Source organism: Sandaracinobacteroides hominis, assembly GCF_016464365.1.
GTDB classification, from domain to species: Bacteria; Pseudomonadota; Alphaproteobacteria; order Sphingomonadales; family Sphingomonadaceae; genus Sandaracinobacteroides; species Sandaracinobacteroides hominis.
In genome coordinates this window covers 135,425-156,337 of record NZ_JADCUC010000003.1, presented here as the reverse complement: position 1 = coordinate 156,337, position 20,913 = coordinate 135,425, and the positions used below count along the sequence as shown (strand labels likewise).

At 65.4% G+C, this 20,913-nt stretch carries 20 protein-coding genes; 10 read left to right on the top strand and 10 right to left on the bottom strand.

Features of this window, described 5'->3' with window-relative positions:
- Position 1: 1 nt before the first annotated feature.
- The 3 genes from gspD to IM784_RS08005 all read right to left on the bottom strand — a co-directional run bounded on the left by gspD (position 2) and on the right by IM784_RS08005 (position 3,545).
- Positions 2 to 2,068 (bottom strand): type II secretion system secretin GspD, encoded by a 2,067-nt coding sequence (gene gspD, locus IM784_RS08015; protein ID WP_199554800.1) that lies wholly within the window; start codon positions 2,066 to 2,068, stop codon positions 2 to 4.
- Positions 2,065 to 2,643 (bottom strand): type II secretion system protein N, encoded by a 579-nt coding sequence (locus tag IM784_RS08010; protein WP_199554799.1) that lies wholly within the window; start codon positions 2,641 to 2,643, stop codon positions 2,065 to 2,067. Before IM784_RS08010 ends, gspD begins: the two co-directional genes overlap by 4 nt.
- Positions 2,644 to 2,741: 98 nt before the next feature.
- A complete protein-coding gene (locus IM784_RS08005; protein ID WP_408015288.1) occupies positions 2,742 to 3,545 on the bottom strand; it encodes a prepilin peptidase in 804 nt (267 codons plus the stop codon).
- A 129-nt stretch (positions 3,546 to 3,674) separates the two neighbouring features.
- Between IM784_RS08005 and IM784_RS08000 the strand changes: the two genes are divergently transcribed.
- The 4 genes from IM784_RS08000 to IM784_RS07985 are packed head-to-tail and all read left to right on the top strand — an operon-like array spanning position 3,675 to position 8,185.
- Positions 3,675 to 4,361: a hypothetical protein gene (locus IM784_RS08000; protein ID WP_199554797.1), complete on the top strand. Its 687-nt coding sequence runs from the start codon at positions 3,675 to 3,677 to the stop codon at positions 4,359 to 4,361.
- Positions 4,354 to 5,349, top strand: coding sequence for a hypothetical protein (locus IM784_RS07995; RefSeq protein ID WP_199554796.1), 996 nt, complete (start codon positions 4,354 to 4,356; stop codon positions 5,347 to 5,349). The genes IM784_RS08000 and IM784_RS07995 overlap by 8 nt, the downstream gene beginning before the upstream one ends.
- Positions 5,346 to 6,935: a Dyp-type peroxidase gene (locus IM784_RS07990; protein ID WP_199554795.1), complete on the top strand. Its 1,590-nt coding sequence runs from the start codon at positions 5,346 to 5,348 to the stop codon at positions 6,933 to 6,935. The genes IM784_RS07995 and IM784_RS07990 overlap by 4 nt, the downstream gene beginning before the upstream one ends.
- Positions 6,932 to 8,185: a cytochrome P450 gene (locus IM784_RS07985; protein ID WP_199554794.1), complete on the top strand. Its 1,254-nt coding sequence runs from the start codon at positions 6,932 to 6,934 to the stop codon at positions 8,183 to 8,185. Before IM784_RS07990 ends, IM784_RS07985 begins: the two co-directional genes overlap by 4 nt.
- A gap of 126 nt (positions 8,186 to 8,311) precedes the next feature.
- Here IM784_RS07985 and IM784_RS07980 read toward each other — a convergent pair whose 3' ends face one another.
- The 6 genes from IM784_RS07980 to IM784_RS07955 all read right to left on the bottom strand — a co-directional run bounded on the left by IM784_RS07980 (position 8,312) and on the right by IM784_RS07955 (position 12,192).
- A complete protein-coding gene (locus tag IM784_RS07980) occupies positions 8,312 to 9,637 on the bottom strand; it encodes a glutamate--tRNA ligase (RefSeq protein WP_199554793.1) in 1,326 nt (441 codons plus the stop codon).
- Positions 9,638 to 9,684: 47 nt separating this feature from the next.
- Complete coding sequence (locus tag IM784_RS07975) at positions 9,685 to 10,110, bottom strand: DUF6491 family protein (RefSeq protein WP_199554792.1); 426 nt, start codon at positions 10,108 to 10,110, stop codon at positions 9,685 to 9,687.
- Complete coding sequence (gene gloB, locus IM784_RS07970) at positions 10,100 to 10,819, bottom strand: hydroxyacylglutathione hydrolase (RefSeq protein ID WP_199554791.1); 720 nt, start codon at positions 10,817 to 10,819, stop codon at positions 10,100 to 10,102. The genes IM784_RS07975 and gloB overlap by 11 nt, the downstream gene beginning before the upstream one ends.
- A 76-nt stretch (positions 10,820 to 10,895) precedes the next feature.
- Positions 10,896 to 11,228, bottom strand: a complete 333-nt coding sequence (locus tag IM784_RS07965; RefSeq protein WP_199554790.1) for a UrcA family protein — start codon at positions 11,226 to 11,228, stop codon at positions 10,896 to 10,898.
- 89 nt (positions 11,229 to 11,317) lie between these two features.
- Positions 11,318 to 11,734 carry a VOC family protein gene (locus tag IM784_RS07960; protein WP_199554789.1) on the bottom strand — a complete coding sequence of 139 codons (417 nt, stop codon included), beginning with the start codon at positions 11,732 to 11,734 and terminating at the stop codon, positions 11,318 to 11,320.
- On the bottom strand, positions 11,731 to 12,192 hold the full coding sequence (locus IM784_RS07955; protein ID WP_199554788.1) for an acyl-CoA thioesterase: 462 nt from the start codon (positions 12,190 to 12,192) through the stop codon (positions 11,731 to 11,733). The genes IM784_RS07960 and IM784_RS07955 overlap by 4 nt, the downstream gene beginning before the upstream one ends.
- Positions 12,193 to 12,270: 78 nt before the next feature.
- On the opposite strand from IM784_RS07955, the gene IM784_RS07950 reads away from it, so the two are divergent.
- The gene (locus IM784_RS07950; RefSeq protein ID WP_199554787.1) at positions 12,271 to 13,008 is read left to right on the top strand and encodes an SIMPL domain-containing protein; all 738 of its coding nucleotides are present in this window, start codon (positions 12,271 to 12,273) and stop codon (positions 13,006 to 13,008) included.
- 261 nt (positions 13,009 to 13,269) lie between these two features.
- Here IM784_RS07950 and IM784_RS07945 read toward each other — a convergent pair whose 3' ends face one another.
- On the bottom strand, positions 13,270 to 13,467 hold the full coding sequence (locus tag IM784_RS07945; RefSeq protein WP_199554786.1) for a hypothetical protein: 198 nt from the start codon (positions 13,465 to 13,467) through the stop codon (positions 13,270 to 13,272).
- Between the two features lie 84 nt (positions 13,468 to 13,551).
- On the opposite strand from IM784_RS07945, the gene IM784_RS07940 reads away from it, so the two are divergent.
- The 5 genes from IM784_RS07940 (at position 13,552) to IM784_RS07920 (ending at position 20,831) form a co-directional block, all read left to right on the top strand.
- The gene (locus IM784_RS07940; RefSeq protein ID WP_235976683.1) at positions 13,552 to 14,430 is read left to right on the top strand and encodes a class I SAM-dependent methyltransferase; all 879 of its coding nucleotides are present in this window, start codon (positions 13,552 to 13,554) and stop codon (positions 14,428 to 14,430) included.
- 93 nt (positions 14,431 to 14,523) lie between these two features.
- Positions 14,524 to 14,943, top strand: a complete 420-nt coding sequence (locus IM784_RS07935) for a hypothetical protein (protein WP_199554785.1) — start codon at positions 14,524 to 14,526, stop codon at positions 14,941 to 14,943.
- 263 nt (positions 14,944 to 15,206) lie between these two features.
- Positions 15,207 to 18,158, top strand: coding sequence for a TonB-dependent receptor (locus IM784_RS07930; protein ID WP_199554784.1), 2,952 nt, complete (start codon positions 15,207 to 15,209; stop codon positions 18,156 to 18,158).
- Positions 18,159 to 18,422: 264 nt separating this feature from the next.
- Positions 18,423 to 19,937 carry a DEAD/DEAH box helicase gene (locus IM784_RS07925; RefSeq protein ID WP_199554783.1) on the top strand — a complete coding sequence of 505 codons (1,515 nt, stop codon included), beginning with the start codon at positions 18,423 to 18,425 and terminating at the stop codon, positions 19,935 to 19,937.
- Positions 19,938 to 20,030: 93 nt separating this feature from the next.
- Positions 20,031 to 20,831 (top strand): enoyl-CoA hydratase-related protein, encoded by an 801-nt coding sequence (locus tag IM784_RS07920; protein WP_199554782.1) that lies wholly within the window; start codon positions 20,031 to 20,033, stop codon positions 20,829 to 20,831.
- Positions 20,832 to 20,913 lie beyond the last annotated feature (82 nt).

Genomic DNA, 20,913 nt, shown 5'->3' with positions numbered 1-20,913 from the left:
GCTAGCGCTTTGGCGCCGAGGGCGGGATCGCCGCCGGATCGGGTGCCGGGAAGGGAGCAGGCTTGTAGGGCGGGGGGGTGCGCATATAACCCCAGGCGAGCGCGTCGAGCGCGGAATAGCCTTCGCGGTCCTGCTGCTGCTCGCGCACATTGTCCCACCGGTTGGCGGTGATCAGGTCGCCGTCGGCCTGGGTGCGGACGATTGTGGGCCGGATGAAGATCATCAGGTTCGTCTTCACGCGGCTGTTGGTTTTTGAGCGGAAGAAGGCGCCGAGGCCCGGGATATCGCCCAGCAGCGGAATCTTCTCCATCGAGCGGCGCTCGGTGTCGTCCAGCAGGCCCCCCAGAGCGAGGATCTGGCCGTCCCCGACGGTAACGGCGGTTTCCAGCTCGCGCTTGTTGAGGATGAAATCCCGCTCGGCGACGGTGGCGGCGATCGAGGAAACGATCTGCTTCAGTGTGAGGGTGACGGTGCCCCCGGCGTTGATCTGCGGCTTCACCGCCAGCTGGATGCCGACATCCTGGCGCTGAACGGTGCGGAAGCTGTTGTCGAGGTTGTTGCCCAGCGCCTCGCCGGTGGTGACGGGAATCTCCTGGCCGACGAGGATCTTGGCCGGCTGGTTGTCCAGTGTCATGATCGACGGGGTGGAGAGGATGTTGGAATTGACGTCGCTCTTCACGGCGTTGATGATGAAGCCGAAGATGCCGTTCGAGGTGATCTGGCCGAAGCCCCCCGTGAAGCCGGCGGTGGCAAGCAGCGACTGCACCGCCGCATCCTTGAACTTGTCGGCCGCATCGCCGGTGATCACGCCCTTTTCGGCGGCGATCGCGCCGGTGATTGCCATGAGGTTGGGCGCGGCGTTGGAGAAGTTGGAAGACACCAGCGGCACCGAACCATCGGAGCCGGCGAGCAGGAACTGCACGCCCAGCTTGCGCGCGGCGGTGTCGGAGATTTCGACGATGATCGCCTCGACCTGCACCTGCGCGCGGCGGTTGTCGAGCTGGCGGATGACTTCGCCGAGTTCGCGCTGGATTTCCGGCGAGGCGGCGATGACGAGGGCGTTGGCGCCTTCGTAGCGGGCGATGATCGCCTTGCGGCGGCTGTTGGTGCCGGCAGCGGCGCCGACGTTGGCGGTGGTGGCAGCGGGCTGCTGCACCTGCACGATCTGATCCTGCTGCTGGCCGCGCTGGCCGAAGGGCGTGCCGGCCAGGCTGTTCATTGCCGTGGCGCTGGCGACCGGCGTGGGCGTCTGCCCCATCAGCTGCTGCAGCACCGGCATCACCGCCGCGGCATCGGCGTGCTGCAGGAAAATCACGCGGGAATCCGAGCCGCTGGCCGCGCCCTGATCCAGCTCGCGCGCCATCTTGGCGATGCGCTGGACCTGCGACGGCTCGCCCTTGATGGCGATGGCGTTGGAGGCGTCGACGGCGACAACCGTTGTCGGCATTCCGCTGCCGCCCTGATTGCCGGGCTGCTGCACGAGCCGCTGCAGCGATTGCGCAAGATCGCGGGCGCCGGCGTTGCGCAGCGTCACCACCTGCGAGACACTGCGATCGCGGTCGATCTCGCGCAGGACCTGCCTTGCGCGGGCGATATTGTCGGCGAAATCGGCGATGATGACGGCGTTGCCGGTGCGGTTGGCGGACGCCGTGCCGTTGCGGCTGAGCACGGGGCGGAGCGAATCGACCGCCTGCTGCGCCTCTATATTGGTGAGCGGGATGACGGCCGTGGCGTAACGCGCGCCACCGGCACCCGCGCCCGCCTCTGCCGGCTGGATGCGATACTGGCCGGCGGTGCCCGGGACGGCGACATAGCCGTTGGCGCGGAGCGTCGCCAGGAACAGCTCGAAATACTGGGTGCGGCCGAGCGGCTTGTCGGAAACGACCGAGACCTTGCCCTGCACGCGGGGGTCGATGACGAAGCTGGCGCCGGTGACGCGGGCGACATCGTCGATGAAGGCGCGGATATCGGCGTCGCGCAGGTTGATGGTGGCCTGCGCGTGGAGGGGGGCGGCGAGCGGCGACAGTGCCGCGAAGGCGGCGAGAAACGGGAGGATGCGGCGGCTCACTGGCTGCCCGCCTCGGGCTGCGGCGCCGGCCGCGCGGCAGGCGTAGCGTCCTCCGTGTCGGGCAGGTCAGACGGCGGCGCCGGATCTTCTGTGGCGTTCGCCCCGGCGGGCGGTGGCGGCGGTGTCGGCTCGAAGCGCTGCACGGCCTCGCCGCTGCCCGAATCGAGCCAGAGGGTTTCGCGGGTGCCGCCCCTGTCGAACACCACATGGTCGGCTGCGATGGCGGCAAGCGTCACGCCGTCGCCCACCGTGTCGCCGACCGCATAGACCTGCTGCTGGCCGTCACCCGACGCGATGATGGCGCTGCCCCGCCCGGTGGCGGAATCGGCGCGGACGCCGTGCAGGCTGAAAGGCAGGGCGGTGACGGGCAGATTCTCGCCGGAACCGGCGCGGGCCGGAAAGAAAGGATCGAAGCGGGCAAGCAGGGCGCGATCCGCCATCGGCGGGGCAGTGAAGGGCGGGAGCGCCGGCAGGGGCTGGGTTATCGACGCAAAGCTGCGCCAGCCGAGCAGGGCGCAGGCAAGAGCCAGCGCCAGCAGCACCAGGTGACCCGCGTTGAAACGCGCTACCGGCATTGCGGAATCGGCCCTGCAGAGCGGTGCGGGCTTGCAGGATATGCCTTCTTCACTGGTTGTTCGGCCCTGATGATTCGACGTCGCGCGCGACGTCTTGTCTATTCGCTGGAATGCTGGGCGTAAGGCGCTTGCTGATTCGTTTCAAGGGCTTGTCCCTGTATCCAGACGGGGCTCGTCGCAGCGATGAGGAGCCATAACGGAAAAGCGGCGGCGGCGAGGCAGGCCCCGAACGGAATCCGGGTGGCGGAATCCAGGCGCCTGCCGCGCAACCGGGAGACGCCCGCCATGCCAAGGCCGATGAGCGCCGCCAGCAGGAGTAACGGCGGAAGATGGGCAGGGCTTAACCATGCGCCGAGCGCCGCCATCAGCTTGATATCGCCCATGCCCATTCCTTCGCGGCCGCGCAGCCAGCGGAAGGCGAGGGCAATGGCCAGCAGCGCGCCGCTGCCGATCGCAGCGCCCAGCAGACGGTCTGGGAAAGGGGAAGGGCCGAGCAGCAGGCCGAAGGCGAGCAGCGGCAGGGTGAGGGCGTCGGGGAGCCAGAAGTGGCGTATATCGAGGGCGATAAGGGCGACGAGGAGCGAGCCCAGAAGCGCTCCGGCAAAGCCCTGCGGGCCGGGGAGTGCAACCAGCGCGAGCACGCCGGCGGTGGCACAGGCGAGCTCGATCAGCGGGTGTGTCGTGTCGATGGAGGCGCCACAGCGACGGCAGCGGCCGCGGAGCACCAGCCAGGAAAGCAGCGGCACGAGATCGCGCGGCGCAAGGGTTGCGCCACAGCTGTCGCAGGCGGAACGGCCGCTGAGTGGCCGGCCTTCTGGCCAGCGCAGCACCAGCGTGGCGAGAAACGAGCCCGCCACCAGGCCGAACAGGCCCCCCAGAATCGGCCAGAGAAACGGCAGCATCATCGATTTGCGTCGGCTTTGGTTCCAAAAAAGTAAAGGCTTGCGGCGGTTTGCCCGTCTTGCCTAAGGGTTAACTATCTTGCCTAAAGATTAATTTGGGCGGATACAGGCTGGACGAAGGGGGGAGCGATGTCGAACGTCGCCGGCAAGGCCTATGCCATGAACGTTGTGACGCCGATGCGTCCGCGCCGGACATGGGCCAATCATTTCCTGTTCTATGCAGCGCGCGCGCTTCCGGCGCGACTGATGGGGCTGTTGGGCCTCTCCATCATCCACTTCGCCCGCTGGGTGATTATCCGCCGCGATCAGTGGCCGGATCTGGGGCAGCCGAAGGAGCAGCTGTTGAACGACTATATGTTGTTTATCAGCAACTTCAACGGCACGTGGGACCAGTATATCGACGCCTTTGCCGATGGGCTTCCGGCGGGGCTGGACCTGTTCTGGTACTCTTCCACCAAATATCCGAAGTCGATCCCGATCACCGGGTTCAAGGGCTATATCCGCGCCAACCAGATCGACACCGACTATTACTATAATGCCACGCCCGGGGCGGCGCAGCGCGATGTGAAGGCGGCGCTCAGGGTGCGGGCGGCCGTGCTGCGGCTGAAGGCGGCACATGCATCCGGGCCGGAGGCGTTTGCGCTTGCCTGGGCGAAGGAGCTGCGCACGGTGCAGAACGATCTGGGCTCGCCGGGATTTGCGCCGGTCGCCTCCAACGATACGGCGCGGGCCGATGCGCACCGCCAGCCGATCGTGCGGGCGCGGTGGGGGACCGCCCCGGAGGGGGCCAAGAGGCAAGAGGCTCCGCATGCCTGATATCGATGGCGGCCATATCTTCCTGACCCTGCTGGCGCCGGTGAAGCTGGGCGACGTGCTGCATCCCCAGGGGCATATCAGTACGCACAGCCATATCCTGCGGGAGGAGCTGGCGAATCTGCCGACGGCGGCGCAAAGCCCGGTTTCGATCACGACCGGGCTGAACAGCCCGTTCTCGCGCTGCCGGCGGACGCATTTCCTGCGGATGTTCCTGATCGATCAGCCGATGTGGAATGGCCGCGATCCTTGCAATCCGCTGGTGAATGCGGCGATGGGTGTCGATCCGCTGGTGCACCAGACATATGATGTGCTGAGCCGGCCCTGGCTGGTGCTTTCGGCCGATATCGACCGGCGGCCGGACGAAGCGGACAACGGACTGCGCAGTTGGGCCGAGGGGCTGTGGAACACCAGTGAAGCGGAGATGCGGGCGGTTTTCTCGCACTGCCACGGCTTCGAGGCGGAGACGGCCGGTGCGTTCGCCGACTATCTGGCGCGCTGCCAGATCGAGACGACGATGAGCTTCAACGATTACTGGCAGGGGCGTCCGCCGCTGAAGGGCGAGAGCATCCGGCGCATCGCCATCGGCACGCTGGCGCTGGCGGCCGGCGTTGCGGCGCTGGTCTGGTTCCTGCTGAAGCCGGCCAGCCTGTGGTGGCTGCTGCCGATCCTGCTGGTGGGGCTGGGTGCGGCGCTGGCCTTCACGATCTGGAACCTGTGGACGAAGGGCAAGAAGGCCTTTCCGGCCGCTCCTGACAGCGACCTGCCGAGCGTGCTGAAATCGCTGCATGTGCAGCAGCGCTTCGCCTTCTTTGCGGAAGCTGTGCAGGGGACGGAGCCCGAGGTGCTGTTCAGGAGCTTCGGACAGTTTCTTGCGGATGTGCGGCCGGAGGATCTGACGAGCCCGACGCAGGTGCCCGGCGTGATCCGGTCTGACGGAGTGGAACTGGTGGAGCATAAGGCTGTGCAGCCGAAGCGGGTGGTCCTGTGAGCGCGTCGCTGAAGGCCGAGCTGGAACTGGCCGACCTGCAGGGCGGGATATTGTCGGCCTATGGCAAGCTGGGTTTCCCCAAGGGGCGGTTCCTGATCTTCCATGTGGAGAAGAGCGGCGCCGGGCGGGATTTCGTGGAGGCGCTGCGGCCGCTGGTGACGACGGCCCTGCGCTGGCCATCGAGCAAGGGGATTTCGACCGGCAAGGTGGAAGTGCCCCGGCCGGACTGCACGCTGAACCTCGCCTTCACCTTCTGGGGGCTGTACGCGCTGGGGGTGCCGACGCGGACGCTGCGCGGCATGCCCGACGAGTTTGTGGATGGCATGGCGATGCGGGCGCCGATGCTGGGCGACGACATTCTGGACAATACGCCCGCCAATTGGGACCCGGTGTGGAACCCCGAGGGGGACAAGCCGCACATCCTGGTGATGCTGAACGCCCGGGTGGACGAGAAGGGCGTGGCGCTGCCGGCGCTGGAGATGCTGACGGCGCGCGTGCTGGCGGCGGCGGAAGCGCAGGGCGGCGCGGTGCGGTTGCTGAGCGGCCATGCGGGGCCCGATCCGCGCTGGCAGGAGCTTTCCGCGATCTTTGCCGACGGGCCGGACGGCACCCGGCATCCGCTGCCGACCGAGCATTTCGGCTTTGTCGATGCCATCGGCGACCCGGTGTTCGAGGGGCAGTATCCCGGCAACGAGGAGCAGAAGCGCGCCATCGGGCAGGGCGCGATGGATGGGCAGGGCAATTGGCGGCCGATTGCGCCGGGCGAATTCATCCTGGGCTGGCCGGATGAGGCGCAGGAGGTGGCGGGCGCTGCCATGCCGCTGGAGTTCAGCCGCAACGGCAGCTTCTTTGCCTATCGCAAGCTGCACCAGCATGTGGAGGACTGGGACAGCTGGGTGGACGAACGGGCGAAGGGCCTGGCCGCAACCTGGAAGATCGCGAACCACGACGAAGCCAGGGCGATGCTGAAGGCGAAGATGGCCGGGCGCTGGCCGGATGGTGTGCCGCTGGTGCTGGCGCCTACGCTGGAAAGCTGGGCGGCGTTCAATGCACAGTGGAAACCGGGAAGCCCCGAGTGGATCGACCGGATCACCAGCTTCAGCTTTTGCGACGATGTGGATGGCAGCCGCTGCCCGGTGACGTCGCATATCCGGCGGGCCAATACGCGCGACATGCTGGACCCCTTGTGGGATCAGGCGAAATCCGAGCGGATGGGATCGGCGCTGAACAACCGGCGGCGGATCCTGCGGCGGGGGCTTCCCTATGGCGACACGGCCAGCCCCGATCACGATCATGGAATCGTGCTGCTGGCGCATTGTGCCAGCCTGTTCCGGCAGTTCGAATTCGTGCAGCAGCAGTGGATGAACTATGGGCTGGATTTCAACGCCGGCAACGACAGCTGCCCGATCGTGGGGGCGCATTCGCCCGGCGCGCGGTTCGTGATTGCGGCGCCCGACGACAAGACGCCGCCGTTCATCGCGTCGGGGATTCCGCAATTTGTTTCGACGCGCGGCGGAGATTATTTCTTTGCACCTTCGATGACGGCGCTGCGGATGATCGGGCAGGGCGTGGTGGATCCTACATGAGCCTGTGGCTGCAGCGTTTCGTGTCGGCGCTGAACGCCGTTTCGGGGCTTGGCGCGGCGTTCATCGGCGCCCGGGGCGGGTTCAAGGCCCGCTTGCAGCAGGTGCTTGCTGCCCCGGCGGGCGTGCGCCATGCAATGGCGGTGGTGCGATTTGCCAAGCCGCGCCTGCCGCTGAAGCAGAATCTGATCGCCTGCTATCAGGCGGAGCGCAGCCTGTTGCTGACGCGGGCGAGCGATTTTCATGCGGTGATCGAGCGGCAGGCGGAATTCGAGGTGGTCTATGCGCCGCGCATGCGGATGCTGACCGGCGGCCGCGACTTCTTTCTGGGGATGCAGGACGGGGCGGACTATCGGCGCGATACCGATGCCATGCGCTCCATCGTGAAGGCGGACGATCTGAGGCCGGTGCTGGCGATGGCGCGGGCGGAGGCTGCAGCGGCGCTTGCGGGGAGCGAGGTGGACTTGCCGCCGGCCCTGTCGGCGCGGATCCCGGCGTTGATGGTGCAGCAGTATTTTGGCGTTGAGATGGAGACGGAGCAGTTGATCGCCGATGCGACGACGATGTTCTGGTTCCTCTTTTCCGACCTGCAGGCCGACCCGAAGGTGACAGCGGCGGCGATGGCGGCGAAGGACCGGGTGAATGCGGCGATCGACGCCAGCAAGGCGACGGCTGGCCGCGAAACTCTGCTGGGGCGGGCGGTGGCGACGGGCGGCAGCGCCTTTGATGCGGACGGCATCCGCGCCAATATCATCGGCATCGTGATCGGGGCGATCCCGACGCTGTCGAAGGCGGCCTGCCTGGCAGTGGACGAGCTGCTGACGCGGCCGAAGGAACTGGCGGCGGTGCGGGCGCTGGCGCAGGCAGGCGATGAAGATGCGGTTGCGGCCTATATCTGGGAGGCGCTGCGCTTTTCGCCGGCGAACCCGCTGATCTATCGGCGGACGCCACGGGCGACCCATATCGGCGATACCGAAGTGGAGGCCGGCACGATGGTCCTGGCCTCCAATCTGTCGGCAATGTTCGACGAGGCGGTGGTGCCGCAGGCGACGAAGTTCCTGCCCGGGCGGCCGTGGAACGTCTATGCGCTGTGGGGCGAAGGCTTGCATCTGTGCTGGGGCGACAGAATCAACAAGACGATCTTGCCCGCGATGCTGATGCCGCTGCTGGCAAAGCCGGGGCTAAGGGCGCTGGCGGCGCCCGATGGCGGGGGTTCGCCGTTTCCGAAACATTATCGGCTGGGCTGGCGCTGAGGCTTTTCCGCGGCCTGCGGATAGGTCATCTTACGAGGTGCAGACAGATTCCAACCCGGCAGGGATGCGGAAAACGAGCGGAGGCTTACATGCCGGGTGCTGCGCGGCCTGTTCCTTCCCGTTGCTTCAGGCCCCGAGCCGCTTCAACGCTTCTTCCCGGCCGATGAGGGGGAGGATGGTCGCCATGTCCGGGCCGGTTTCCTGACCCAGCAGGGCGAGGCGCAGAGGTTGGAACAGCGCCTTGCCCTTGCGGCCGGTCTTTTCCTTCAGCGCGTTGGTAAGCCGGCTCCAGCTTTCGGGGCCGAAGTCCAGCGTTGCCAGCACGGCGGCGGCTTCGGCGATGTAGGGCTGGTCTTCTTCGGGGATCGCCGGTTTGGCGATGGGGCCGTGGAGGATGGCCTTCCACTTTTCGGCTTCGGCGACGCTGGCGATGTTGCCGCGCACGGCGTTCCATTCGGCTTCGCTGAGCGTGGTGCGGCCTGCCACGTCGGCATAGTCCATGTGGTGCAGGATGGCGGCGTTGAGCCGCTCCAGCTCGGCTTCGTCGAAGCGGGCGGTGGCGCGGCCGAGCTTGCCGATGTCGAAGCTCTCGATCAGCGGCGCGTCCGAAGTGACCGGCTCTACCGACTGGCTGGTGCCGAGGCGGGCCAGCAGGGCCTTGACGGCGATCGGCTCGATGCCGCGATCGCGGAATTCGGAGACGCCGATGGAGCCGAGGCGTTTGGAGAGGGCGCCGTCTGCGCCGGTGAGCAGGGCGGCATGGCCAAAGCGCGGGAAATCTGCGCCCATGGCGGCGAACATCTGCAGCTGGATGCCGGTATTGGTGACATGGTCCTCGCCGCGGACGACATCGGTGACGCCCATGTCGACATCGTCGATGACGCTGGGGAGCATGTAGAGCCAGCTGCCGTCGGCGCGGCGGATGACCGGATCGGAGAGCGAGGCCGGATCGATGTGGCTGTCGCCGCGGATGAGGTCGGTCCAGCTGTGCGGCAGGTCGGGCGAGAGCTTGAAGCGCCAGTGGGGCTTCACCCCTTCGGCCTCGAAGCGGGCGTGATCTGCGTCGGTGAGGGTGAGGGCGGCGCGATCATAGACCGGCGGCAGGCCGCGCCCCAGCAGCACCTTGCGCCGGAGGTCGAGCTCCTCGGGCGTTTCATAGGCGCGATAGACATGGCCGGCGGCGGCGAGCTGGTTCAGCACTTCCTCATAGCGGGCCATGCGGGCGGATTGCTTTTCCTCGGCGTCCGGCGTCATCCCCAGCCAGTCGAGATCGTCGCGGATAGACTGGGCATATTCTTCCGTGGAGCGGGCGACATCGGTGTCGTCGAGGCGCAACAGGAATTTGCCGGCGCTGCCCTGCTGGCGGGCAAGCAGCCAGTTCAAAAGGGCGGTGCGGACGTTGCCGACATGAAGCCGGCCCGTGGGCGACGGGGCGAAGCGCGTTACGATCATGGCGCGGGCGATAGACCTGCCCGCGCTGGAGGGCAAATGCGGAAAATCTAGAAGCGGGTTCCGCGCGGCACCTCTACGGGCGTGAACTGGCCGAGCACGCAGGTGCCGAAGTTCATGCGGCTGACGGCGTCGACGACCTGGAAGCTGTCCAGCTCGCAATGCTGGCTGGAGGCGTTGCGGAACACCAGCGTGGTGTTGGGCCGCATGGCGGTGCAGGTGCCGCGCAGATCGTTGCGGAACCACTGGTTTGCGCCCTGGCGGAACATCAGCGCATTCGGCCCGGCGGGCGTGGTGCTGGTGCTGCCGTTGTTGAGGATGCAGCGGCGCTGTTCGCCGGTGACCTTGAGCGTCATGGGATCGGTGCGGTTGCTGGCGGCGCTGCCGGGGGTGGCGGCGGCGGAGGTTTTGGTGCCCGAGGAGCAGCCGGCGAGCGCGAGGGCCGCGGCTGCGGCGACCAGCAGTTCAGAACGCATCCTTGGCTCTCCTTCTTTCGCCCAGTTGTTCCGCCGATGCTGCCCGCACAAAGGGGTTGGTTGCAAGCTCTTCCGAAAGGGCAAAGGGGACGGTGGGTTCGCTGCGCTCGCGCAGGGTGATGACCTGCGCCAGCCGCTGTTGCAGCGCCTCGTTCTCCGGCTCCACCGTTGCCGCGAAGCGGGCGTTGGACAGGGTATATTCGTGCGCGCAGTGAACCTGCGTTTCGGGCGGAAGGCGCTTCAGCTTGCCCAGTGCTGCAAACATGTCCTCCGGCGTGCCTTCGAACAGGCGGCCGCAGCCCATCGCAAAGAGCGTGTCGCCCGGAAACAGCCGGCCTGCGGCGGGGAAGTGATAGGCGATGTGGCCGGCGGTGTGGGCGCCCACGAAATGCACATCGGCCTTCTGATCGCCCAGCGGGACGGTGTCGCCTTCGTCGACGGCGATGTCGATGCCGGGAATGCGGGTTGCCTCCCGCGCGGGGCCGATGATGGTGCAGCCGGTCGCTGCCTTCAGCTCGGCATTGCCGCCGACATGATCGGGGTGCCAGTGGGTGTTGAGGATATGGGTGATGCGGATCCCGTGTTCGCGGGCGGCCTCGAGCACCGGGGGAGCGACCGCCGGATCGACGACGGCCCCAAGGCCCGGCGCATATTCGAACAGCCAGACATAGTTGTCGGAAAGAACGGGGATGCGGACGACACGGGCCATGGGGGCTTCTTACGCCTGTTGGCGGGGGAGTTCCATGGCCCGCGAGATTTGGGCTCTGCTAGGACGGGCGCTTTAGCTAGCGCGCGCGGGCTGTGGCGGAGAGCTTGTCGATCTGCGGCTTCGCCGAGGCGAGTACCGAATCATAGCAGATGTTCTGGTTGGTTTTGCCCACCAGCGACCTGTCGTTCATGCCGCAGAGCTTCCGCGCCTCTGCCTTCACCCGGTTTTGGAAGGTCTCTACGCCCTTGTCGGTTGCGAGATTGAGATCGCCGAACGGCACCTCTCCGGAGACCTTTTCCCAGCTCATCCGCAAATAGTCGCTGGTGACGACGATGTCGGCCTCCTGGGCGAAACCAGGCGACGCGACAAACAGGATCGCGACCGCTGCGAGCTTCAGTTCTTTTGACATCCTTGTGCCCCTAGCTCGGCGGACCGGGCCTGCCCCGGTCGACCGGACGCGGAAGCTAGGACGGGGGGCAGGCGGTAGCAAGATGGTGTTTACCACACCCCGATATTGGGGGCGGATGCCCAGGGTTCGGCCGGTTCGAGTGCGTTGCCGGACTGCAGCAGTTCTACGGAAATGCCGTCTGGCGAGCGGACGAAGGCCATGCGGCCGTCGCGCGGGGGGCGATTGATGGTGACGCCGCCTTCGGCAAGCGTCCGGCAGGTGGCATAGATGTCGTCGACCTCATAGGCGAGGTGGCCGAAGTTGCGGCCGCCCTCATAGCCCTTTTCATCCCAGTTGTGGGTAAGTTCGACCTGCGCCGATTCGTCGCCGGGGGCCGCGAGGAAGATGAGCGAGAAGCGCCCTGCCTCGACGTCGTAGCGCTTCACTTCCTGCAGGCCGATCAGGTTGAAGAAGCGGATGGTCTCGGCAGGATCGGACACCCGGATCATGGTGTGAAGATATTTCATGAGGCGGCCTTCGCTTGCAGGGTTTGCCCTTCATAGGCCTCGAACAGGTCGACAATCCAGCCGGGAACGGGGGCGGGACGTCCGCGGGCTTCGGCTACGTGCACCTGGATGGTTTCGCCCGTGGCGCGCAGGTCTTCGCCGGTTTCGCCGTTGGCGAGGCCGTGGATTTCCAGCGCGACGGTTATCGAACTGTTGCCGATGCGCTGGGTGCGGCAGCAGATGAAGATCTCCTCGTCCAGGGAGATGGGCGCCTTGTATTCAACGGTCGCCTTGGCGAGGTGGAACTCCACGCCGCCGGAAACAGGGGAGCGGTCGTACAAGCCGGCGGCGCGCCAGTATTCGGTGAGGGCGATGTCGAAATATTCGAGATAGCGGCTGTTGTAGACGACTGCCTGTGCATCGATTTCCGGGTAGTGGACGCGTTTGCGGTAGGCGAAGCGGTAGTCGGATCGGGGCATGGGTTCGGCTCCTTCAAAGGGTGGGTTGCGGGATGACGCCGACGAGTCAAGCTTGACTTGAGAGCCGGGAGGCGCAGCATGGCGCCGGTTTCGCGGGAGAGCATTGTGGCGGAGTGGACGAGTTCAACGGTGATTTCCGGGGCGCTGATCGGGGCGGGGCTGGCGCTGGCCGGGGCATTCGTGGCCTTTGGGCTGGCGGATATTCGCAAGGGCGATGCGGTGGTGACGGTGCGCGGCGTATCCGAGCGCGATGTCGCCGCCGATCTGGCGACCTGGACGATCGCCACGCAGGCGAACGGCAGCGATCTGGCGATCGTGCAGGGGAAGGCCGATGCCGATGCGGCGGCGGTTCGGGCCTTCCTCGCGGCGAATGGCTTCACGCCGGCGGAAGTGCAGCCGCGCGGATCGTCGGTGAGCCAGTATTTTGACAGCGGCCAGGGGCGGCTGAACATCACCATCCGTCAGCGCTTCCTGGCGCGGACGACCGACATTGCGCGGATGGAGAAGGCCTTTGCCAATCAGGCGGAGATCATCCGGAGGGGGGTGGCGCTGGACAGCGATGGCGGCGGCGGGGTTACCTATAGCTTCACCAGGCTGAACGATGTGAAGCCGGCGATGATCGCCGAAGCGACGAAGAGCGCGCGGGCGGCGGCCGAACAGTTTGCGCGCGACAGCGATACGCGCGTGGGCGGAATCCGGCAGGCGACGCAGGGGCTGTTTTCGATCACCGGCCGGGATGGCGATACCGGAAGCGGCACCGATACGCCGCTGCAGAAGGTTCGGGTGGTAACGACGATCGACTATAATCTGGATTGAGCGCCACAGGCACGACCGGCCGAAGGCCGCAAGCGCGACAGCGCGCCCGAGCCATTGCGCGGAACCGGCGCGGAGCGCCGCAGGCAAGACCGGGCGCAGCCCGCAAGCGCGACCGCGCGTCCGAGCCAGTGCGAGGGCCCGGCGCGGAGCGCCGCAACCAAGACCGGGCAAAGCCCGCAAGCGCGACCGCGCGCCCGCGCAAGTGCGCGGAACCGGCGCGGAGCGCCGCAAGCAAGACAGGCAAAGCCCGCCGTGGGCTACCTAAAAAATCATTCCATCGCGCCAGAGTATGGCGCCGTGGGCGACGGCGGCGAGCAGCAGGATGGCGGACAGCAGCAGCAGATAGTCCCAGGGAATATGGCTCCAGCGGCCGATGCCGCGGCGGGCGTTCATTCGCGCCGAGAGGATCAGCAGCGCGAGCGCGATGCCGCCGCCGAATATTGTCGCATTCCAGCCCATGGCGGTTGCTTCTAGATTCGGGCAGCTTATCTGGCGAGGGATAATGCGCCGGCAGAGGGCAGGCGAGGGAGAAGGGGAAAGACGTTGCGCCAATTCCGTATCGCTGCCTTGCTGGCGGCGGCCGCCGTGTTGACGCTGGCAGCGCCTGCCGTGACGCTGGCGGCGCCTGCCGTTGCGCCGGCCGGCAAGACTGCGAAGACCGCGAAGGCCGAGGATGTGGGACCGTTGCTGGATGCGGCTATTGCCGGCTCCTGGCGGACCGATGCGAACAAGGCGCGCGACCAGTATCGGCATCCCAAGGAGACGCTGACCTTTTTCGGGCTGAAGCCGACGATGACGGTGGTGGAAATTTCACCGGGCGGCGGCTGGTACACGGATATTCTGGCGCCCGTCCTGCGGGACAGGGGCCTGTATATCGGCGCGCACAACAACCCGCAGGGCTCGCCCGGCGCGAAAAAGGCGCGCGCGGCGTTCATCGACCGGAAGACCGCCAATCCTGACCAGTTCGGGAAGATGGTGGTGACGAGCTTTGGCAAGGGCATCGAGAATAATGTCTCGGCGCCGGGCTCTGCGGACATGGTGCTGACCTTCCGCAACGTGCACAATTGGGATGCGGCCGGTTTTGCGCCGCAGGCCTTTCAGGCATTTTATGCGGCGCTGAAGCCGGGCGGGGTGCTGGGCGTGGTGGAGCACCGGATGCCGGAAACCCGTGAGCTGACCGAGCAGGCGCGCAAATCCGGTTACATGAAGCAGAGCGAGATCATCCGGCTGGCAGAGGCGGCGGGGTTCAAGCTGGCGGCATCGAGCGAAATCAACGCCAATCCCAAGGATACGGCGGACTGGCCGGCCGGGGTGTGGACGCTGCCGCCCAACCTGTCGCAGGGCGATACGGACCGGCAGAAATACCTGGCGATCGGCGAAAGCGATCGGATGACCTTGAAGTTCGTCAAGCCGGCGAGCTAAGCGGGGAGTGAACGGGGGTTCAGAGCTGGTTAAAGCCGCCGAGGCCACGCGCATTTGCATGTTCCCCACCCTTGTTGCCCCTGCTTGTTGCGCATGACGGATTTCTTTGCCGGGCTGCTGCGCGCGGCTGGCCTGTTGCTGTTGTGCGCTGGCCAGCCCGTGCTGGGGCAGGGTTCGCAGGTGGGCGTTGTGCCGGTGCGTCCGATGCAATCGCAGACGAGGGAGCAGTGGGTTCCGGGCAAGCCTAGCGCCACCGGATGCATCGATGTTGCCCGGATCGGCGGCGCCGTGGTGATGGATCCGCGGACGGTGGACGTGGTGATGCGGGGCGGGCAGCGCTGGCGGCTGACGCTGGCGCAGCAATGTCCGCAGCTGAGCTATTATGGCGGATTCTATTATCAGCCGACGCAGCCCGGGAAATTCTGCGCCGGGAAGGACCGGATCATGGGGCGTGCAGGTGGCCCGTGCCGGGTGATGAGCATCAGCAAGATGCGCAAGGTTTCGGCCCGATAATCGGGTTATGGCACCGGTAGTTGCCATTATGTGACACCGAGTGCCATCAATTAGAACAGGGTCCCATTTACCCCGATGTGACTGGACAAGCGATAAGGGGGCTGATTGAATATCCATGTCGGCCTGGGGAGGACCGGCGGGATCGAATGGCTGCCATGCGTGCGGCCCAGCCCTTGCGGCTATCTGCGCTACTTCCCCTGTGCTCGTGAGGGAGACGGCCTGGAACGGACGCTAAAGTCCGCCTGGCCATGGGGAGGAAGACCATGACGATATCGAAACTTGCGTTTCGGGCAGCCTTGATTTCCGCCGTTTCGGCGCAGGGAATTATGGGCTGGACGGCAAACGCGCAGACGGCTTCCACGGCAACCGGTGTCGAGGACATCATCGTCACCGCGCAGCGGCAGGCGCAGAGCCTGCAGGACGTGCCGATCGCGGTTTCGGCCTTTTCGGCGGAAACGCTGACCGAAAAGCAGATCAACAACGCCCAGCAACTGCAGCTGACGCTTCCCAACATCACCTTCTCCAAGGGCAACTTCACCGGATCCAGCTTTACGATCCGCGGCATCGGCGACCTCTGCGTGGGCGGCACCTGCGACAGTGCCACCGGCATCGCCACCAACGATATGCCGCTGTTTGGCACCCGCATCTTTGAAACCGAGTATTTCGACCTTGAGCGGGTGGAAGTGCTGCGCGGTCCGCAGGGGACGCTGTTCGGGCGCAACGCCACGTCGGGTGTGGTGAACTTCATCACGGCCAAGCCGGACGCCTCGGGCTTCAAAGCATCGGGCGAGGCCGGCTATGGCAACTTCAACGAAATCCGCCTGCAGGGCATGGTGAACGTGCCGCTTACGGACACGCTGGCGGTGCGGGTAGCCGGCTTCTACCTGAAGCGCGACGGCTATACCGAGAACCTGTATGACGGCAACGATCTGGATAACCGCGACATGTACGCCATTCGCGGATCGCTGCGGTGGGAGCCGACGGATGCCACCACCATCGACCTGATGGGATATTATTTCCGCGAAGACGACAAGCGGCTGCGCATTCAGAAGCAGCTGTGCCAGCGCGATCCTACCGGTGTGCTGGGCTGCCTTCCGGGCCGCCTGGACTATGGGGTCACCAACTCCAACTCGACCTTCGTGGGCACGCTGTCCTCCAAGGAGTTCCTGACGACCCAGGGCGGGGCCGGGATTGGCGCGCTGGGGCTCGGCAGCCTGTACGGCAAGGATACCTATGCAAATGCGGTGAACCCGTCTGATCCGCGGAAGGTGAACACCGACTATACCCCCAGCTATTTCACCGACGAACTGCAGGCGATGGCGCGCATCGAGCATGATTTCGGAAGCTTTCGCGTCAAGGCGTCGGGCATGTATCAGCGCAACGAGGTGGACAGCTCGCAGGATTATAACCTGTCGGTGCAGGATCCTTCGGGTTATGCCGCTGGTCTTGCAACGATGGCAGCTTATGCGTCGGGCGCCTTTGGCCCCGGGCTGGCACAGTTCGGGCAGGTAAAGAAAGCGGTCAATCCTTCGGCGGGCGTCTATTGCACGTCGCTGCCGATTTCGAATTCCGGGGGTACGTTCAGCGGGGACAGCCTGTGCGCCGGTACGCCGCTGGATTTCGACCGCTCGCGCGCCGATACGGAAGCCTGGACGGGTGAACTGATCTTCACCAGCCAGTTCGATGGCCGGTTCAACTTCCTCCTGGGCGGTATCTACAGCAAACTGGAGTCCAATGATGTCGACTATTATGTGAACAGCTTCGGCATCGACTATATCACCGGCGTGCTCGGCACGGCCACGGCCCTGGGTCAGCAGGCGACCAATCCTGCCTTCCCGAACGTGTTCCTGGCGACCTCTTACTATCGGTCGAACCAGGAATATTATAAGCTGAAGACCTACGGCATCTTTGGCGAAGGGTATTTCGACCTGACGGACACGGTGAAGATCACCGCCGGTCTGCGCTATAACAGCGACAGCAAGTCTGTGCGGGCACGGACGACGCTCGCGAACTTCCCGACGCCCTATGGCATCGACAACGTGTTTGACTCGCCCTTCTTCGGCAGCTTTGACGCCGATCCGGGCACCCCGGGCAACCAGGCGTGGCAGGAACGCAGCGTGAGCTTTGACGAGTTCACCGGCCGCTTTGTCATCGATTGGCGGGCAAGTGACGACAACCTGCTGTATGCTTCCTACTCGCGCGGCTACAAGTCGGGCGGCATCAACCCGCCGCTGTCGCCGGTCTTTGCGGTGGCCGACGCATTCGAGCCGGAGTTTGTGGACGCCTTTGAAATCGGTTCGAAGAACCGCTTCCTCGACGGCACGCTGCAACTGAACCTCACGGGCTTCTACTATAAGTACAAGGGTCTGCAGCTGAGCCGGATCGTGAACCGGACGTCGGTGAACGACAACGTCGATGCAAACATCTGGGGCGTCGAAGTCGAGGGTGTTGTGCGTCCGATACCGCCGCTGGCTGTCAACCTGGGCTTCAGCTACCTGAACACCGAGGTCGCCAGCGACAAATATCTGGCAAACCCCCGTGATCCGTCCGGCGGACGCAGCGATGCCGTTATTATCAAGGACATTACCAACGGCGCCAACTGCACCGTCGTTTCGAACGCGGGCAATGCCGCGATTGCCAATGGTTTTGTTACCAACGTGAACAATGCCATCAATGCCGGGGCCATCCCCGGGCTGCAGGCGGGGGCTGGGTTGCGCGCACCGACTGCATTCCCGAACGACAGCGGGATCAACGGGGCAACGGGGGCCTTCAGTGTTTGCGCGGCGCTTACGGCGTTGGCCGCAAACCCTGCGGCGGGCGTTTCGGTGATCCCCGTCGGGGTGGAGCAGAACATCCGTGGCAACCAGTTGCCGCAGGCGCCGGAGTTCAAGGTTTCCGTCGGCGTGCAGTACACGTTGGAGATGGACAATGGCATGAGCATTGTTCCGCGCTGGGATCTTGCCTTCACTGGCCAGAGCTATGGCAACATCTTCAATGGCTCCATCAACCGGGTGCCGGCCTACGAAGTGATGAACGCGCAAATTCAGTTGAACGGCGCAGACAACCGCTGGTTCGTGCGCGGCTTCGTCCAGAATCTCACCGACAATTCCGCCGTTACCGGCCTTTATGTCACCGACCAATCGTCTGGTATGTTCACCAACATCTTCACGCTGGAACCGCGGCGTTACGGTGTTGTGGCGGGCTTCAACTTCTAGTAGGAAGTCGCCACGCATTGATGGGGAGGGATGGGCGGTACACCGCCTGCCCGGGGGAGCGCCTAGGCGCTCCCCTTTTCATTTGGGCCCGCAACGACGGCGCGTTTATTCTGGTCCTGCTTGACCTGTTTTTGAATGGGGCCGAACGTCGCAAGACCATTGCCCTTTCCAACCGGCGTGCGCCGATGTATGCCGCCGCTCACGGCGCGCGGACCATCCGCGCGCCCTCGCCCTTTCTGGGGCGCATTTTTCCGAGGATCGCTATTGCCTTTTTCCGACCTGCACCTGTCTGACGCGCTGCTGAAAGCCGTCGCCGATTCCGGCTATGACGAGCCGACCGCCATCCAGGCGGCGGCCATTCCGCCCGTGCTGATGGGCAAGGATCTGATCGGAGTCGCCCAGACAGGGACTGGGAAGACGGCCAGCTTCGTGCTGCCGATGATCGACATCCTGGCCGAAGGGCGCAGCCGGGCGCGGATGCCGCGCAGCCTGATCCTGGAGCCGACACGGGAACTCGCCGCGCAGGTGGCAGAGAATTTCGAGAAGTACGGCAAGTATCACAAGCTGAGCATGGCGCTGCTGATCGGCGGTGTTGCATTTGGCGATCAGGACAAGGCGCTGGAAAAGGGCGTGGACGTGCTGATCGCGACTCCGGGCCGGCTGATGGACCAGCATGCGCGGGGCAAGATCCTGCTGTCGGGCGTTGACGTGCTGGTTATCGACGAAGCCGACCGCATGCTGGACATGGGCTTCATTCCCGATGTCGAGAAGATCTGCACGCTGATCAAGGCCGACCGGCAGACGCTGCTGTTTTCCGCCACCATGCCGCCGCCGATCAAGAAACTGGCGGACCGCTTCATGAACAATCCGAAGATGGTGGAAGTGAGCCGTCCGGCCACCACTAACAAGGATATCGCCCAGAGCGTGGTGATGACCGACAGCCGCCACAAGCGCGACGTGTTGAAGGAGCTGATTCGCTCTGAGGATGTGCAGACCGGGATCATCTTCTGCAACCGCAAGACGACGGTGCGCGACCTGGCGACCAGCCTGAAGCGGAGCCGGATGAAGGCCGGCCAGATCCATGGCGACATGGAGCAATCCGACCGGATCAAGGAACTGGACCGGTTCAAGGCCGGCGACATCAACATCCTGGTCGCATCCGATGTCGCCGCGCGCGGGCTGGACGTGAAGGGCGTGAGCCATGTGTTCAATTTCGATGTGCCCTGGCATCCGGACGATTATGTGCACCGGATCGGCCGCACCGGCCGCGCCGGCAAGAAGGGCGTGGCGATCACGCTGGTGACGCCGGAAGATGCCGAGGCGCTGGCGCAGATCGAGAAGCTGACCGGGCAGAAGGTGCCGCGGCGTGAGCTTGGCGGGCACGAAGCGGCTGAACCCGAGGGCGTTGCCGACGCTTCGGATGCGAGGGAAGCGCCTGCGCGCGGTCGTGGGCGTAGGCCCAGGGCGGAGAAGGCTGTGGTCGCGGCTTCGGATGAAGCGGACGTGGCGGTGGAGCGACCCCGGGAGGCGCGCTCGCAGGAACAGCCTGCCCGTGGAGGGCGTTCGCGGCGGGAAGAACGTCCGAAGGAAGACGCGCCGCGGGAAGAACGTCCGCGCCGTGAGGAGCGTTCGCGTCGCGACGAGCGCCCGCGCCGGGACGAGCGTCCGCGGGATGATCGCCAGCGGCGGGATCGGGACGAGCGCGAGCCGGCTTCGGCGCCGGGCTTTGGCGAGGAAGGCATTCCCGCCTTCCTGCTGGTGAAGGCCACACGCAGCTGAACTGGATCCGGCAGCGGCGACCCTCCCCATATGCCGAGCGGCGGTGGCCGCTCGCTCCGCGCTAGAGCTTGGGCTCTGCACGGGAGAGACAAGATGGCATATGAGCATATCCTCTGGTCGGAGGAAGACGGTGTCGCGACGCTGACCATCAATCGGCCGGACCGGTTGAATTCGCTGAACACCGATGTGATCGCCGAGATGATCGAGGCGGTCGATACCATTCGCGATGGCGTCTCCACGGCGCGCTGCCTGGTGCTGACCGGTGCGGGGCGTGGGTTCTCCTCTGGTGCCGACCTCAATCCGGGGACTGCTGGCGGCGAGGCGTCTTCGGGGCCGCCGGATGCCGGCAAGGTGCTGGAAACCCACTTCAACGTGCTGCTGGAGCGGCTGTTTGACCTGCCGGTGCCCTATATCACCTCGGTGAACGGGCCTGCCGCCGGTGCCGGCTGCTCTTATGCGCTGTCGGGTGACATCGTGATCGCCGGGCGCTCGGCCTATTTCCTGCAGGCGTTTGTGAACATCGGGCTGGTGCCGGATGTCGGCTCCACCTGGTTGCTGCCGCGACTGGCCGGCAAGGCGCGGGCGCAGGCGATGATGATGCTGGGCGAGCGCATTCCGGCGGAGACGGCGGCCGAGTGGGGCATGATCTACAAGGTGGTGGACGATGCCGAGCTGGCGGCGGAGACGCGCAAGATCGCGGTGAAGCTGGCGAACGGGCCGACCAAATCGCTGGCGCTGATTCGCTCGGGCATTCGCGAGTGCCTGGACAAGACGCTGACCGAGGGCCTGATGGTGGAACGGCGGAACCAGTTGGCCGCCGGCCGCAGCGCCGACTTTGCGGAAGGGGTGATGGCCTTTCTGCAGAAGCGGCCGACGGCGTTCACCGGGAAATAGCGGGTTATTCAATCGATCTAAAATAGTTCAAGATATATCTTGACTATGTTCTGAAATGCTCCGATATGACGGGGCATGAAAG